The following is a 14,254-nucleotide window of genomic DNA, read 5'->3' as shown; positions in this document are numbered from 1 at the left end:
CAACCATAAGGCTTGTCCGCTTGCGGTTGTTAATTATAGATTAAGCACTAAACTAAGGGAGGCATTCCAGGTGAGTCTAAGAAAGAAAAAGGCATCGAAATGGCTTGTAACGGGAACGTCCGCAATTATGGCCGCAATGTTGATCGTCGTCGGCTGCAGTTCGAAGGAAGAGGGGGGCTCCAGCCCAAGCGGCAGTCCCGCGCCAACGGAGCCGGCTTCGCAAGCCGCCTCGCCGTCCGCATCACCCGAGGGAGAGGCCGGCAAAGGGACCGAAGAGTTTGTGAAGCTTAGTTGGTACATGCCAAAGCCGATCGACAACATGAAGGATCAGGAAGCGGTCGAAACGGAAGCGAACAAAATCATTAAGGAACAGCTAAACGCTAGTCTGCATCTCAATCTTATTGACAACGCCGGCTGGGAAGACAAGATGAAGCTGATCTCGGCTGCTGGCGAGCCCTATGACCTTGTATTTACCACCTTTGCGTCCAACCGGATCAACGACAACGTGCAGAAGGGCGCCTTCATGCCGCTTGACGATCTGCTGCAGAAGTACGGGCAGAACATATTGGCGAAGGTCGACCCACGCGCCTGGAAAGCGGTTACCTACAAAGGGAAAATCATGGCTATTCCCGCCCAGACGCCGTATTCACCGGCCGGTGCGCACGTCTTCAAGAAAGATATCGTCGAGAAGTACGGCTTCGACTATAAGAGCGTCAAGAGCATTCAGGATCTGGAGCCGTTCCTGGCCGAGATCAAGAAGAACGAGCCGGACATGATTCCGCTGTTGGCTACGGCCAACGGAACGGCTTCCGGCATTACCCTGTACGACTACACAACGATTACGCCAGGCATTTCGTACAGCGAGCTGGACGGAAGCATCGTTAAAATTCTCGATGTTCCTCAGAACAAGGTAAACTACAGTACAATCAACGATTTCTACAAGAAAGGCTACATCGCCAAGGATGCCGCCATAAAGACAGATTATCTGGCTGAAGCCAAATCGGGTAAATATGCCGTTATGCGGGATTCGGGCGGCTACACCGAGGACGGGTCGAAATCGACGGCTACGTACGGCTTCCCAACGGTGGAGACGATGTCCGGCTACCCGACGATCTCAACGAACTCAATGACGTCCGCCGCTTCAGCTATCAGCGCCACCTCCAAAAATCCGGAAAGGGCAATGATGCTGCTCAATTTGATCTGGGGCGACAAGTACCTGCTTAATACGCTGGCTTACGGGGTTGAAGGCAAGAACTACACCGTCAAGACTGGCAACGTGAAGGAAGACAATCCGACGATCGAGGCGACAAGCGGATCGGAACAAACGTGGGCGATCTGGCACAACTGGCTTGGGCCACTGTGGGATCAATGGGACTCTAACTGGAACTCCACAGCCGCACTGGAAGCGATGAAGGCCAACAACGATAACGGGAAACCGTCAGGCATTCTCGGGTTCATCTTCAACTCCGAGCCGGTGAAGAATGAAATCGCACAGGTCAGTGCCCTCCAGAAGGAATCGACCCCGATTCTGACAACCGGCTCAATGCCGGACTTCGAGAAGTATTACACGGAGCTGCAGCAGCGGATGAACGCTGCCGGCATGGATAAAATTCTGGCCGAAGCCCAAAAGCAGTTCGATGCTTGGAAAGCGGAAAACAGCTAATACGATGATAAACAAGAAACGGCGGCTTTGCTACAAGGTAGTAGGCCGCCGTTTGTTTAGACCAATTCATAAATCATTATCCAAAGAAAGGGGAATTCATAATGATGTTTAAGGGAATAAGGGGATGGACTGCGTTAAGCTTGTTGACAATTGTATGCGCTTTCCTGGTGTTGGCCCGGCCCCATGCGGTTGCTGCGGATAGTCCACCGGAGGGAGCCGCATATTTGGTAGATGAGGACTTCTCGTTCCTCTCTAATCTGGTGCCCGGCGAGAGCCAGCCTTCCGGCTGGGACATTCGCGCTGCGGGGGGCGCGCTCGTCAGCACATACGCCACAACGCTCAAGGTCAGCGATACGAGCTCCGTTCTTCCAGTATCCATGAGCCGAAAGTTTCCTGCGCAAAGTGAAACGACACTCACGATGGAGTACCGTTTCAAGCCGCTGGCAATTATTAATGGCATTAAGTGGCAACTGCTAGACGGTGATACACCCGGTGTAAGCATCGCGACGAGCGGCGGCAACCTTGTGCTGGAAACGTCCGGCGGCGGCATCCACACGCTGCAAGCCTACTCGGCCAATACGGAGTATGGGATCAAGGTGGTTGCCGATTTGACCTCCTCACAGGCGGATGTGTACGTTAACGGCGTTAAGAAAGCGACAGCCGCAAGCTTCGCCAATTCGGTCAATGCCCTGAATAGGTTCCAACTGTCAACGGGGGCTTCCTCGACGGGAGACTTTTTCTTCACGCCGCTCAAAATCTACAAAGGTTACGCCGTCAACGAGCGGCTGCTGTCTGTCGTGAGCGGCTTCTTGCCCCAGGATTGGTCAGCGAGCGCCGCCAGCGGCACGATTGCCGTGGAACAGATGAGCGGCGGCAGCTCCTCCCAGCCGTACGTTATGTCGCCGCGTCCGGATCTCTACAGCATACGGATGAATGCCGCGTCCGCGGCTGGCGCTATGGAGCTTGCCAAGAGCTTCGCCCCGCTGACCGACGATCTGACCGCGGAATTTAAGTTGTTTATCCCGGTGAAGACGAACGGTCTCGCTGCGGAGCTGCGGAGCGGTTCCAATACTGCGCTGAAACTGGTCACGTCGAACGGGAAACTGTCGTACCTCGATAAGGATGGACTGCCTGTTGAGTTGTACGATTACAAGGCCAACCTGTGGTACAGCCTAAAGGTGAAGCTGAGGTGGACCTCCTCAGCCCCCTTAGCCGACATTTATATAAACGGCAAGCTGCAGGCCGAGGATATCGAACTGGATGAGGGAATTTCACTTATCGACGGCATCCGGTTCTCGACCTCCGCCGTCGATAAAGGCACGATGTGGCTCGACGACATTCTCGTATACGAGAATACGCCGCTGCAGGAGGATTACGTGCCGCAGCCTGTTGCCGTAAGCACTGGAGACCAACTTGTCGGAGTACAGAGCTGTCCGATGTGGAGAGAGGGAACTCATCTAGGCTGGGACATGATTAATCCGTTTCCCGACAGGACGCCTTATCTCGGCTTCTATGACGAAGGCAACCCGGAGACGGCGGATTGGGAAATCAAATGGATGGTCGAGCACGGCATCGGATTCCAGATGTCTTGCTGGTTCAGGCCGATCGGCGGCGAGAACGCGCCAGTCAAGGACCCTTTTATGTCCAATGCCCTGCATGATGGCTACTTCAACGCACAATACAGTGATCAACTGCAGTTCGCGATCATGTGGGAGAATCTAAACTCCAGGGCTGCCGATAGCAACGACTTCCGGACGAACCTGGTGCCTTATTGGGTAGAGTATTATTTTAAGGACCCTAGGTATTTGAAAATCGACAATAAGCCTGTGTTTACTATTTACAATTACAACGAATTCGTCAAGCTTTCAGGCTCGATCATCGGCGCCAAAGCAGACATAGATTACTTGCGGAACGCGGCGATTGCAGCCGGCTTCGACGACCTAATTATACTGAACGTATACAACGGCACTAGCGCACAAGATTTAATCAATCGCCGATCGGCGGGCTTCGACGCGGTGTACGCCTACTCGTGGGGCTCCTTCGGCGGGCATCAAGAATTCCAAAAGCTAAGGCTGACGACCGAAAGCGGTTTCGGACAGCTTGATGTCATTGCCGGCTTGAGCATGGGACGGGACGATACGGCATGGGGGCTAGCCTCCGGGTATTATGCGACGCCAGGGGAGTTCAAATCGCTGGCGCAGTGGACGAAGGATAGTTATATCCCTTCTTTGTCCGCGGACAATCTAGGCAAAAAGCTGGTCATGCTTGACAATTGGAACGAATTCGGTGAAGGGCACTTTCTTATGCCTGCGGGTCTGGCCGGCTTCGGGTACGTTGATGCGATCCGCGACGTATTCGCGGCTGGGGCTGGATCGCATACGGACGCGGTACCGTCGCAGGATCAGAAAGACAGGATCGGTGTTCTGTACCCTGCGGGCAGAATAGTGCCGAACCGTACATTGAGTCCCCCCGCCATTTCTGCCAATTCCGTTGTCTCTTGGGAATTCAACACCGACGGCGACAGCGAGGGCTGGAGCGTATTGAAGCAGATCGTCTCGGCTGGCGTCGCAGATGGGAGCTTTACGGGCACTTCCAATAATACGGACCCCGGTATTATATCCGCGGACCATCTTGGCATTCGGGCGGAGGACGTTCCTTACCTGAAAATCCGGATGAAGAATGACGCCAACGATATTGACGGCCGCGTGTTTTTTACAACGGAGCTCGACGGGGACTGGAACGAGACGAAAGCGATGGGCTTCTACGTGAATCCGCAGGACGACGGATATACGGACTACTACGTCGAAATGTGGAGGAACAAAAGCTGGACGGGGAACATTCGGCAAATCCGGATCGATCCGATCTCAGCGACGGGCAAGATCAGCATCGATTATATCCGGGCGGTCGCGGACGACTCCACGGACATCAAGCTATATTTGGATGGTAAGCGGAGAAGCTTCAGTCAACCGCCGCTTGTTCTGGACAATGTTCCTATGATTCCGATCAAGGATGTGTGGCTGCTGATGGGCGTCAAGTCCGAATGGGACGCCGCGGCGCAGAAGCTGATCGGTGTTTCCGCCAAAGGAGGCAGCGTGCATGAACTGGCGGTCGGCAGCATGGCGGCACTTAAGGATGGTCAGTTCGTGGCGCTGGACCATTCGCCTGTCCTGCTCCCGAACGGCACGGTGCTCGCGCCGCTCACGTATCTCCGGCATGCTTTCGGCTCAACCGTGAGCTGGGACGATATCACGGGCAAGATCGGGATTTATCCGGGCGGGGTCCTCTGGGACTTCGAGTTCGCGGACGGCTGGATGGCAAACGGGCAAATTGCGGGCAGCGTGGTGTTGGGAGGGACTTTCGACGGCGTTTCCTTGGGCGTCTCCGGCGCGACGGAGCCTGCCATCAGCTCGCCCGACTTGCTGGAGCTGGACGCGGCTTCCATTAAGCGCATTCGGGTAAAACTTCGCAATGGGACTGCGGGGAACGAAGCGCGGATTTACTATACGGTCAATGGAGATACGGCCTGGAATGAGCTCAAGATGATCTCGTCCTACATCCTGCCGAACGAACCGCTCTACCGGGAATATGTATTTGATGCGACTGCGGCTGCCGGCTGGACCGGCGTCATTCGTCAGATCAAGATCGTACCGACGCGGTCTTCCGGCGATTTTAGCCTCGATTCCGTGCGGCTGGATACGGAGACTTCGCTGTCAATCTTGGGCGATAACCTAGTAACTGATCCCGGAATGGAGGGGAAGACGCTTAGCGCGATGACGCAGAACACTGCGCTGGGATTGGATAGCTCGCAGTTTCACAGCGGCCGCCAATCGTTGAAGGTCATAAAGAATGGCCGATACAGCAGTGCGATGTTCAAGCTTAACGGCGTTGTGCAGGGCCAGGAGTATCGTTATTCGATCTGGTCTAAGCTGGCGGCCGAACCGACGCTTTCAGAGCCGCTGAGACTTTGTTTGCAGTACACGGTGGACGGACAGGTGAAGCAATTTATCATGTACACAAGTCCGGGGTTAAGCGCACAGAAATGGACGCAGGTGCAGGGCAATTACACTATCGCAGAAACAAGCGCCGTTTCCAACGTATACTTGTTCGTCTATACCGAGGTTGACGGCAACCACGATTATTACGTTGACGATGTCGAGGCCAGGCCGGTGACCTATTCGACGAGCCCGACTTGGGTCAACGTTACGGGTTTAAGTTTGGAAGCAGCCACTACCGTCTACTACGGGGAAACGCTGACGCTTAAGCCGACGTTCCAGCCCGCAAGCGGAGTCGGCAACAAGGAATTGATCTGGAGCTCGGATCGTCCGGAAGTGGCGGTTGTCGATATTAACGGCACCGTTTACGGCAAAGGCTTGGGGACGGCGCAGATTTCCGCAATGTCTGCGGATGGCGGCTTCGTGGCTACGACCGCAGTGACGGTTGCACTCAGTCCGAGCCTTGCGGCCAATGCCGTGTTAGAGAGTAATCTTATTGTCGACGGCGGTATGGAAGGAAGCGCACTGCCGTCGGCGTATTATGGCTCTAGCGCGACAGTATCCCTTGTGTCATCAGAGCATCGCAACGGGGCTCAGGGGCTGCGCGTCGTCAAAATGAACAATAATCGGTACGCCGCGGTCTTTATGCCCGTTGCGGTGGAGAAAAGCAAACTCTACTACTATTCCGCATGGGGCAAGTTGGGAGCCGCGCCGACCAGTCCTGGTCTGCTGCGTATCTGTCTCCAATACAAGCTGGACGGCGTAGTGCAACAGAAAATTTTGTTTACGAGCGCGACGCTTGGCTATGCCGGGTGGGTCCAAGCGCAGGGCTTTTACGAGATTCAGGAAACCGGGGTGGTTACGGATACGCGTCTGTATCTCTATACCGAGCAGTTGGGCGCGGTTCAGGATTTCTATGTTGACGACGTCGAGGTTCGGGAAGTGAGCTATGCTGCTACGGGAATCGAGCTGAATAAGAGCGCGACAGTTATTCCGCTCGGTCAGACGGAAACCTTGGTGGCCACGGTGCTGCCAGCTAATGCAACGAACAAGAGCGTCGTCTGGAGCTCGGCCAATCCGGCGGTCGCTACGGTTAATAGTGACGGTACGGTGACGGCCATCGACGAAGGAACGGCCGTTATCACGGCGACGACAGCGGACGGAGGATTCGTGATGTCCGCGATGGTCTATGTCGATGCGACGGCCCCCGTTACGACGGCCGGCCTCAGTCCGGCGCCGGACGGGTCGAGCGGCACGTATGAAGGACCGGTTTCGCTGACGCTGACGGCGACCGATGACATATCCAGCATACAGCAGACGGAATATAGCCTGGACAGCGGCGCAACGTGGTTGCCGTATTCGACGGCGCTGGTATTCAGCAAGCAAGGCTCCTATACGGTGCAGTACAAGTCAACTGACCTGGCGGGCAACACGGAGACGGCGGCGAGCGTCAGCTTCAGCCTGACAGCAACCGCTACGACAATCGAGCTAAAGGACAGCGAGGGTAACCCGATTAGTGGCGCCATGGTCAAATATTTTGACGGCACTTGGAAGGAACTAGGGATTACGGACGCCTCGGGCCAAGCGACCAAGTCGCTGCCGGAACGGAGCTATACGTTTTCCATGACTTATCGGGGCGTAACAAAACAGCTGGCTAGGAATACGGCGGTGGATACGGCAGAGGTCGTCTTCCAAACGGTCAAGGCGCGCGTACAGCTTCTGGACAGCGGGGACAACGGGCTTGCAGGCGGCAGTGCGAGGGTATATACAGGCGGCAGTTGGCAGGCGATCGGCACGACGGGAGCCGGGCAAATCGGCATGGAGCTACTTGCCGGCTCCTATACGTTCGGAATGACGTACGAGGGCGCATACAACGAGCTGGTTCAGGATATCGGAGACGACGGCACGGTTGTTTTCCGGACGACAAATGTTCTAATTGGGCTGGAGGACGCGCTGGGCAATTCGGTGGACGGGGGCCAGGCTAAATTCTATTCGGGAGGCAGCTGGCGCGTCATTGGCAGCACGGTTGGCGGGAAAGTCCGTAAGGAGCTGCTGCCGGCAACCTACACGTTCGGCATGACCTATGGGACAGCGCTCCCGAACGTTCAGCAAAATATCGCGGCGGATTCGACGGTTGTATTTCAGATACCATAGTCTGTGCCTCAGGTGGATGCCCGGCGAGGATATGGGACCGCCGGGCGATACCCAAGATGAGGGATTCACATTCTTCGGTGGTACGGTTCGAACAGAATGGACCGATTGGGGCAGCGGGCATAAAACCAACAACGAAGCGGCACAAAGCAAGTTTATAGATAGTGGGGAGCAATGGACATGAAGCGGACATTGATGCTGACGGGAGCATGGCAATTGACAGGCGAGGGAGATGGTGATGACGAAGGGCCGACGGGAAATCAGACGAAAATTGCGATCGAAGCGCAAGTGCCTGGACACGTGCACCAGGATTTGCAGGCGGCTGGGCTGATCCGGGACATAGGATACCGCAAGCAGGCAGACGAATGCGAGTGGGTCGAGCGCTGGCGGTGGGCGTACCGCCGCGAATTCGTGGTTGACAGTCTTGAACTTAGTCGAGCGGTGCTGGAATTTGAGGGTTTGGATACGTATTCGGAGATTTATTTGAACGGGACGTGGCTAGCTCGAACCGACAATATGTTTATCCGTTACCGGTTCGACGTGTCGGGGCTTCTGCGGGCAGGAACAAATGAGCTTGTGGTCAGGTTCTGCACCATAGCCGACGGTGTGGAGGGCAAAGCTTATATCGGCCGCGGCGCGGCGTTTACGAGCGAACGCCTGTATGTGCGGCGTATGCAGTGTACCTTCGGCTGGGATTGGGTAGGCCGTCTTGTAAGCTACGGCATCTGGCGTCCGGTTCGGCTCGTATTTGAAGAGCTCGCGGCCATCGACGATCTTCATGTGTATACGAAGGCGATTGATGGCCGAGGAGCTTCAATCGGATTTGCGGTGGAGACGCGCCGGCATAACGTGCAGGCGCTTCGCGTGGAGGCGGCGATCCTCGATCCGGGCGGCCATTCCGTATGGGAATCCTCCAAAAAGCTGATCGGCAACCAACTGGAGCTGTCGGCGGATTTGGCAGAGCCTGCGCTGTGGTGGCCAGCCGGGTACGGTGAACAGCCATTGTATAGAGCAGTTGCTAGGCTAGTCACGGAGACGGGCGTCGTCGTCGATGTAAGGGAGTGTACTTTCGGCATCCGCACGGTCCGCATAGAGCAGTTGCAGGACCAACCCGGAAGCGCGGAAGCGCGGATGACCGACCGGCTGCGCGCGTCCGGAGCGGAATGGGATGCAAACGGGGGCCGGCCGGGCAGCGGCTTTGCGCTGCTTGTGAACGGAGTTTCAATCTACTGCAAGGGAGCCAACTGGGTGCCGTGCTCCCCCTTTCCGTCGCGCGTTCCGGCTGCGCATTACGAGCATCTTCTGCGACTGGCTTGCGATGCCGGCATGACCATGCTTCGCTGTTGGGGCGGGGGCATCTATGAACCCGAGCCGTTCTGGAAAGAGTGCGACCGGCTGGGATTGCTCGTCTGTCAGGATTTTATGATGGCATGCGGCACTTATCCCGAAGAGGATGCAGAATGGACGGCGTCGTTGGCGATTGAGGCGGAAACCGCCATTCGCTCGCTGCGGAATCATCCGAGCCTCGTCTGGTGGAACGGAGACAACGAAAACGGCATGTTCGGCAATGAAGAAGATCCGGACTACATCGGCCGGGCCATCGCTGAGCGGATTACGGGCCGGCTGTGCGCGGAGTTGGACCCGCAACGGCCCTTTCTGCCTACCAGTCCTTACGGAGGCATGACGAACAATTCGTTTACGATCGGTACCGCTCATTATACCGGAGCATTATTTGAGATGTTCGATGTCTTCCGCAAGACGGATTTACGCGATTACCGCGCTTATTTTGAGGGCTTGCTCAGTCGGTTCTGTCCGGAGTTTCCGATGTTCGGCACACCCGAGCTTCATACGCTGCGCCGATTCATGAGCGAAGAGGATTTGAACGATCCCGCTTTCGACATGCTGGAATATCATACGAAGAACCACCCGGGGCTCGTCGATTTTTCACTCTTTGGGGCGCTTCAAACGCTGGCTGATAAGCTGACGCCGACGCCTGCTTCCAGGGTCGAACAAATTCGAAACATGTCCTTTGTTCAGCACGAATTGACCCGCCTTGTTGTCGAAGCTTACAGGCGCAACCGTCCCTATACGGGAGGAATTCTGTTTTGGATGTACAACGATTGCTGGCCAGCGAGCGGATGGAGTCTCGTCGATTATTACGGGTTTCCGAAGGCCGGATACTACGGCTTCAAACAAGCCGCAAGGCCAGTAATCGCTTCGATCGAGCGAAACAAAGCCGATAGCCGTTATGCATTCTGGGTATGCAGCGACCTGCCGGATGAGGTTCGCGGCAAGGCGAAGCTGCGCATCCTGAATTTGGAAGACGCGGTCGGCTCCGCTGCGGAATGGGAGCGCGAGATCGCCTTTACGCTCGGACCGGGTACTTCTTCTATCATCGCAGATGCGCCGCTCGCTGAGCTTGATGCGTTGCTGTTGAATGACAATCGGATAGCCGTGATGGAGATTACCGGGCCGTTCGGCGCCGAGCGCTGCATTTACTTCGCCGGAGTTCCCGCGGATATGAAGCTGCAGTCCTCTGGAGTGCGAATTGAAACCCGCGTCAGCGGGTCCGAAGGAGGAGAAGTGACCGTTATCGCAGACAAGTTCGCCAAAGCCGTTCTGCTTCATGGTGCCTACGTGTTTTCGGACAATTACTTCGATCTGTTGCCTGGCGAGTCCAGAACGATCGAATACCGCAAGCTTGTCGCTGAGAAACCGACACTGGAAGAGGATGAACAAGATATCGAGCTGTTCAGCTGGAATTAATGAGTCGTACGTATGAGGAGAACGGAGCTGGAAAGAAATAAGTGGTATTTAAAAAAGGCGCGAGTAGGTGTTATCACTGTTGGCCACGAGCTGTATTGGGGACAAATCCACCGTTTGCGTGAGGAATTGGAGGGCTACGGCCGTCAATTCGAGCAGATGGTTGGGCGATGCGATGTGGAGGTAATATCGGGCGGTTTTGTGGTCGCTTGCTGGGCAACCGGCATGACTTGTTCGTTATTAATAGATTCGTTATATGAAGGCCGTTTCTTTGCCGTGAGGCGAAGGAACGGTTTTTTATCTTGAGTGGGTAGACGCAGATTTCCGTAGTATTTCGCAGGCACCAAAAGGCACAATGGGTAGCGGTGCCTCTGTTTGCAAGAGTGAAGAACATGAGGGGGCCCGAATAACGGATGGTCTCAAAGAGACGTATTTACGCCCTCTGCAGGCATTGAGCAAGCTTGGCTAAAGCTGGGCGTCAAGCAAATGATGGACCGCATTGTGCTCAAAGAAGATTTGCCACTTCGAGCCGATTGAAACCGAACGTCTCCGAATTCAAATTATCGAGTCCAGATGGTATCCGACAGTAAGCGAATGCAGCGTCTATTGGACGCAGATTGAGGAGAAACATGAATCGGACCGTGGCTAACCAATCGATGGGTACCGGGTATGAAGCATCGGTGTGCATTAATCGTTGCGGCTGTTGGAATAATAGCGGTTGCTGCCCTATTGGCGACAGCCATTTTGCCGTCTCATTCTAAGGGGGACGCAGTCATCATGGAGGTCGGCGGTTTACCCGTCACGCAAAACGAATTTCTCCCTTATATGAATGAGGAAAAAGGCGAGGTCACTAACTATTTCAATGTCACTTATGGGGCAGAGGATAGCAAACACTATTGGAGGGAACAAGGTTGGCGAGCATTCATCTGCTATCGATACGGGCACTAGCTTTACGATTATTCAACTGCTTGAGAAAAAGGAAGGTTACGCAGTGCCGCTTGCAAGCGTGGAGTCGCAGCTCCGGATGCAGCGAGTATGTACCGGAAGTTGCTATCAGAATAATAAGATGCAGATACGGTTATTATGGAGACCAGCCAGCTGCCTAATCTCATACATCTTCCACAAAATGAAGAAAGAGCCGTTTGCTTCACCCCAACCAGGGTGAAGCAAACGGACTTTGTTGTGTGGATCATCTCAGGTGCCAGAAATAACGGATTGAAGCTCGAAAGGCATACCGCTAGCAAGACGGGATTTTTCAGCGGCAAAAGCGATTAAATGGCTCTGTAGAGAGGCTGATGCCGATGACAAACCTTCATTTTTCCTATCATATAATCTAATTTCCTTCACGAAGGAGCTAATGAAGTAATTGTCGCCTCCTCCATGCCCGTCATGCGTAATATCGAATTGATGCTCTAAGCTCTGACCTGCTGAGAAAAGATAAGTTTGAAATCGTCCTTCTTCCATATTCCCCTTTATCTCTCCATGCGTCCCCATAATTTGTACCGTGCGTGCAATATGGCGAGTAAAGCCTGAAAGAGTGAACGAGGCGACGCTGCCATTTTCAAATTCCATGTTAACAATTTGATGATCAACAACATCGTTGTCACATCGGTACACGCAACGTCCATAGGGACCATCCTTTAAAGCTTGTAAAATATGCTCAGGAGTAGGATCGTTCGTGATATTACGAGCATAATCAGGTTCATTGGTTTCCAGATAAATCTTAATAGCAGAATAGGGGCATGATCTTTCCACGGAGCAACCATCGGTACACCGGCTTGTAGAACCAATAGGAGCCTGATCTTCCCGGAAATGCATTAGGCTGCCAAAAGAACTGACACGTTTGCATTTTTGATCCATAAGCCATGAAATAAGATCCAGATCATGACTGGATTTGGCTAGAATAATTGGACTGGATAGGGCGTTATTTCTCCAGTGCCCGCGCACATAGCTATGGGCCATATGCTGATAGCCGATATTTTCAGTGAGTTGTATGGAAGTAATCTGACCGATTTTCCCTTCAGAGATTATATCCTTAATACCTGCCCAGAAAGGAGAGTATCTTAGAACATGGCTAACCATCAGCAGTCGGCCATGCTTACGCGCTGCTTCCTCCAATAGAATGCATTCATCTGAAAATGTGGACATCGGTTTTTCAAGAATTATGTGATAACCGAGCTCAAGTGCCTTCATCGCTGGCTCGAAATGCATGCGGTCTTGAGTGCTAACGATGACTGCGTCGGCGATTTTTTCTTGTGCGAGCGCTTCTTCCCATGAAGCGAAGGTTTGTTCCGTTGCAATATTATGCAAGGTGCCAAATGCTTCCCTTCTTTGGGAGTCTGGCTCCGCAACAGCTACAAAAACAAGATCGTTAGGATACTTTTTCGCGAAAGGACCATAAATGAAATTCCCTCTGCTGCCAGCCCCTAATAAAACTGCTGTAATAGGCTTCATTGACAAACAACCCCTAATTTTTTTTGAGATTAATGGATGAATCATAAGATAATAGGCCTTTATAGTTTGCGTTATGCACAATGAAGCTGTTTTTGGAATATAACAAACGTTATATTCAAATTTATAAGGTTAAAAGCAGTTGTAGTTATTGTTTATTCTGTTTGCAAGGAGCTGCTGTACCTCCATCGAAACGCTCAAACTCTGTAATTTGTGAGGAGAACGATCCCTCAGGATTGCGATTATTGATAATTTCAAACAGGATGGATACGGTTTTGGCTTTCTCCTCACCTGAGACGTAATAAGTGGTGAGTTGTGGGCTACTGACCTTGACCAGCTCGGTTAAACCAGAACCAATCAGGCTGATTTCGTTCGGAATGGAGACGCCTACACTTTGAAGGTACTGAAGAGCGCCGAATTGAATAATGGTATTCGCGCAGAAGGCTGCCGTATAATCCAGTTGCAGCAGCGCTGCTCTTTTGCAGAGCTCGTAGCCATTTTCATCATTACTGATTTGAATAAGGGATTTATCTAACGGGATACCGTTTCTTTCATGCGCTTGGCGGTAACCTTCCAATGCAAGTTGATGGATATGGTAATCTAAGCTCCCTATAAATAATGCGATTCGGGTGTGACCAAGCGAAAATAAATATTCTGTTGCATCAAGAGCCAGCTTTCTCTCGTCAAACGCAATGAAATTAAGGCCTTCAGCTTTATCGCGTAAAGGCATTCCATAAAAAATATAAGGAGTATTTGATTGGCGAAACAAATCAAGCAATTTCTCATCAACGTCACCGGATACGATAAAACCTTCAATTTCTTGATTGTCGAGGTATTTCTGCAATTTACTCAGAGAATCCGGGGCATGTGTAATATTCATGAAGACCAATCCATAATTCAATTGGCTGGCAGCGGATTCCATAATTTTTAAGTCTGTTAAATAACGGGGATCATCTGCTTCCCTATCATAGAGCACGTAACCAAGCTTTGGGGATACTTCAATATCGCGATAACCAAGATCTTTCGCTGCTTGAAGTATCTTATTACGGGTTTCGGTTGAAATTGTCCCGCTTGGCGTATTGTTTAAAACCAGCGAAACAGCAGTCCTTGAAATTCCAAGGTGCTCAGCAATCTCTTTTTTAGTGACCATAAGGCAATCTCCTTCTAAGGTATTCATGATATAACGATGGTTATATTATAGTCTAAATAGAAGAAAGTAGTCAAATGACATCTA

At 52.8% G+C, this 14,254-nt stretch carries 10 protein-coding genes; 6 read left to right on the top strand and 4 right to left on the bottom strand.

Translation table 11 applies throughout. The features are described from left to right. Nucleotides 1-33: 33 nt before the first annotated feature. Nucleotides 34-300 (bottom strand): hypothetical protein, encoded by a 267-nt coding sequence (locus E0496_RS36160; protein ID WP_206669762.1) that lies wholly within the window; start codon nucleotides 298-300, stop codon nucleotides 34-36. On the opposite strand from E0496_RS36160, the gene E0496_RS12810 reads away from it, so the two are divergent. From E0496_RS12810 to E0496_RS12790, 6 genes are all read left to right on the top strand, one after another. Continuing rightward, nucleotides 299-1,663: an ABC transporter substrate-binding protein gene (locus E0496_RS12810; RefSeq protein WP_206669761.1), complete on the top strand. Its 1,365-nt coding sequence runs from the start codon at nucleotides 299-301 to the stop codon at nucleotides 1,661-1,663. The genes E0496_RS36160 and E0496_RS12810 overlap by 2 nt on opposite strands. Nucleotides 1,664-1,767: 104 nt before the next feature. Next, a complete protein-coding gene (locus E0496_RS12805; RefSeq protein WP_206669760.1) occupies nucleotides 1,768-7,809 on the top strand; it encodes an Ig-like domain-containing protein in 6,042 nt (2,013 codons plus the stop codon). 16 nt (nucleotides 7,810-7,825) lie between these two features. Beyond that, nucleotides 7,826-7,990, top strand: a complete 165-nt coding sequence (locus tag E0496_RS35570; RefSeq protein ID WP_161601399.1) for a hypothetical protein — start codon at nucleotides 7,826-7,828, stop codon at nucleotides 7,988-7,990. Then, entirely contained in the window at nucleotides 7,987-10,572 is a 2,586-nt protein-coding gene (locus E0496_RS12800; RefSeq protein ID WP_161601398.1) for a beta-mannosidase, read from the top strand. The genes E0496_RS35570 and E0496_RS12800 overlap by 4 nt, the downstream gene beginning before the upstream one ends. A 12-nt stretch (nucleotides 10,573-10,584) precedes the next feature. Further along, entirely contained in the window at nucleotides 10,585-10,875 is a 291-nt protein-coding gene (locus E0496_RS12795) for a hypothetical protein (RefSeq protein WP_141502088.1), read from the top strand. 363 nt (nucleotides 10,876-11,238) lie between these two features. Beyond that, a complete protein-coding gene (locus tag E0496_RS12790) occupies nucleotides 11,239-11,517 on the top strand; it encodes a hypothetical protein (protein WP_141502087.1) in 279 nt (92 codons plus the stop codon). An 8-nt stretch (nucleotides 11,518-11,525) separates the two neighbouring features. Here the strand turns inward: E0496_RS12790 and E0496_RS36155 are convergent, their stop codons facing one another. The 3 genes from E0496_RS36155 to E0496_RS12780 form a co-directional block, all read right to left on the bottom strand. Next, on the bottom strand, nucleotides 11,526-11,681 hold the full coding sequence (locus E0496_RS36155; RefSeq protein WP_206669759.1) for a hypothetical protein: 156 nt from the start codon (nucleotides 11,679-11,681) through the stop codon (nucleotides 11,526-11,528). A gap of 82 nt (nucleotides 11,682-11,763) precedes the next feature. Continuing rightward, the gene (locus E0496_RS12785) at nucleotides 11,764-13,023 is read right to left on the bottom strand and encodes a Gfo/Idh/MocA family protein (RefSeq protein WP_141502086.1); all 1,260 of its coding nucleotides are present in this window, start codon (nucleotides 13,021-13,023) and stop codon (nucleotides 11,764-11,766) included. Nucleotides 13,024-13,168: 145 nt separating this feature from the next. Continuing rightward, nucleotides 13,169-14,170, bottom strand: a complete 1,002-nt coding sequence (locus E0496_RS12780) for a LacI family DNA-binding transcriptional regulator (RefSeq protein ID WP_161601397.1) — start codon at nucleotides 14,168-14,170, stop codon at nucleotides 13,169-13,171. Nucleotides 14,171-14,254 lie beyond the last annotated feature (84 nt).

It is taken from the genome of Paenibacillus luteus (genome assembly GCF_006542765.1).
GTDB lineage: Bacteria > Bacillota > Bacilli > Paenibacillales > Paenibacillaceae > Pristimantibacillus > Pristimantibacillus luteus.
Note: the sequence above shows the minus strand (reverse complement) of the source record. Positions and strands in the feature narration are given on the sequence as shown.

Coding starts and splice junctions, on each gene's coding strand:
- E0496_RS12790 (WP_141502087.1), top strand. CDS start 11,239: ATGAAGCATCGGTGTGCATTAATCGTTGCGGCTGTTGGAATAATAGCG.
- E0496_RS12780 (WP_161601397.1), bottom strand. CDS start 14,170: ATGGTCACTAAAAAAGAGATTGCTGAGCACCTTGGAATTTCAAGGACT.
- E0496_RS12800 (WP_161601398.1), top strand. CDS start 7,987: ATGAAGCGGACATTGATGCTGACGGGAGCATGGCAATTGACAGGCGAG.
- E0496_RS12810 (WP_206669761.1), top strand. CDS start 299: ATGCCAAAGCCGATCGACAACATGAAGGATCAGGAAGCGGTCGAAACG.
- E0496_RS36160 (WP_206669762.1), bottom strand. CDS start 300: ATGTACCAACTAAGCTTCACAAACTCTTCGGTCCCTTTGCCGGCCTCT.
- E0496_RS36155 (WP_206669759.1), bottom strand. CDS start 11,681: ATGAGATTAGGCAGCTGGCTGGTCTCCATAATAACCGTATCTGCATCT.
- E0496_RS12805 (WP_206669760.1), top strand. CDS start 1,768: ATGTTTAAGGGAATAAGGGGATGGACTGCGTTAAGCTTGTTGACAATT.
- E0496_RS12795 (WP_141502088.1), top strand. CDS start 10,585: ATGAGGAGAACGGAGCTGGAAAGAAATAAGTGGTATTTAAAAAAGGCG.
- E0496_RS12785 (WP_141502086.1), bottom strand. CDS start 13,023: ATGAAGCCTATTACAGCAGTTTTATTAGGGGCTGGCAGCAGAGGGAAT.
- E0496_RS35570 (WP_161601399.1), top strand. CDS start 7,826: ATGCCCGGCGAGGATATGGGACCGCCGGGCGATACCCAAGATGAGGGA.